This window comes from Paraburkholderia sp. BR14374 (assembly GCF_040948685.1).
GTDB classification, from domain to species: domain Bacteria; phylum Pseudomonadota; class Gammaproteobacteria; order Burkholderiales; family Burkholderiaceae; genus Paraburkholderia; species Paraburkholderia youngii.
Genome location: NZ_JBFPKF010000108.1, coordinates 1 through 962 on the forward strand (window position 1 = coordinate 1; position 962 = coordinate 962).

Consider the following 962-nt stretch of genomic DNA (forward strand, 5'->3'; position numbering starts at 1 on the left):
GCTAACCCGCGGTAGCGCACCTTCGTGAAGCCCCACAGTCGTTTGACCACCGCGAAGACATGCTCCACGCGTGCGCGGATCCTCGACTTGTTGCGGTTCTTGCCGCGTTGCACCTCATCGACTTCACCCGCGCGGCGGGTGCGGCGATTCGTGAAGTCGCGCGCCTTCGGCGCTTTGCTGTGGATCAGCGCCTTCTGGCTGGCGTATGCGCTGTCACCGTAGACCCGCCGCTCCTGGCCGTGCAGCAATTGCGGCAGCGGATGCTTGTCATGCACGTTCGCCGGCGTGAGCACTGCGCTGTGCGCCAGGCCACTCTGGCTGTCCACGCCGATATGCAGCTTCGCGCCGAAGTACCATTGCTTGCCTTTGCGCGTCTGATGCATCTCGGGGTCGCGCGACTTCTGCTCATTCTTTGTCGAGCTCGGCGCACCGATGATCGTGGCATCCACGATCGTGCCGCTCTTGAGTTTCATGCCGCTCGATTGAAGCACCCGGCCGACTTCGGCAAACAGCTTCTCGCCCAGTTTGTGGGTTTCGAGAAGACGACGGAATTTGAGCAGCGTGGTGGCGTCTGGTACCGCCTCGCAGCCCAGATCAATTCCCGCAAAGCGACGCACGCTGGCACTATCGTAAAGCGCCTCTTCACAGGCGAGATCGGCCAGGTTGAACCAGTGCTGGATGAAATGGATGCGCAGCATGCGCTCCAGGCCAATCGGCGGGCGGCCATTGCCGCGCTTCGGGTAATGCGGCTCGACCACCGCGCACAACTCCGCCCACGGCGTAATTGCATTCATCGTATCGAGAAACTCATCGCGCCGCGTCCGTTTGCGGTGCCTCTCCAAACCCGCACCTTCGTCAGCTGCCATCGCCAGCGTCTGCCGCTTCATCTTGTTCTGCCTTCCTTATCCACTCCGATCTATAACGCTCCAAGTAGCTATGCGGTGGACTTGATCAGCTTTGCC

The 962-nt window shown here is 61.3% G+C and carries 1 protein-coding gene; it reads right to left on the bottom strand.

Going from position 1 to position 962, the window contains the following annotated elements; genetic code table 11:
- Window positions 1-887: IS5 family transposase (locus AB3X86_RS38210; protein ID WP_368599896.1), on the bottom strand; the 887-nt coding region annotated here is incomplete at its 3' end.
- Between the last annotated feature and the right edge of the window lie 75 nt (window positions 888-962).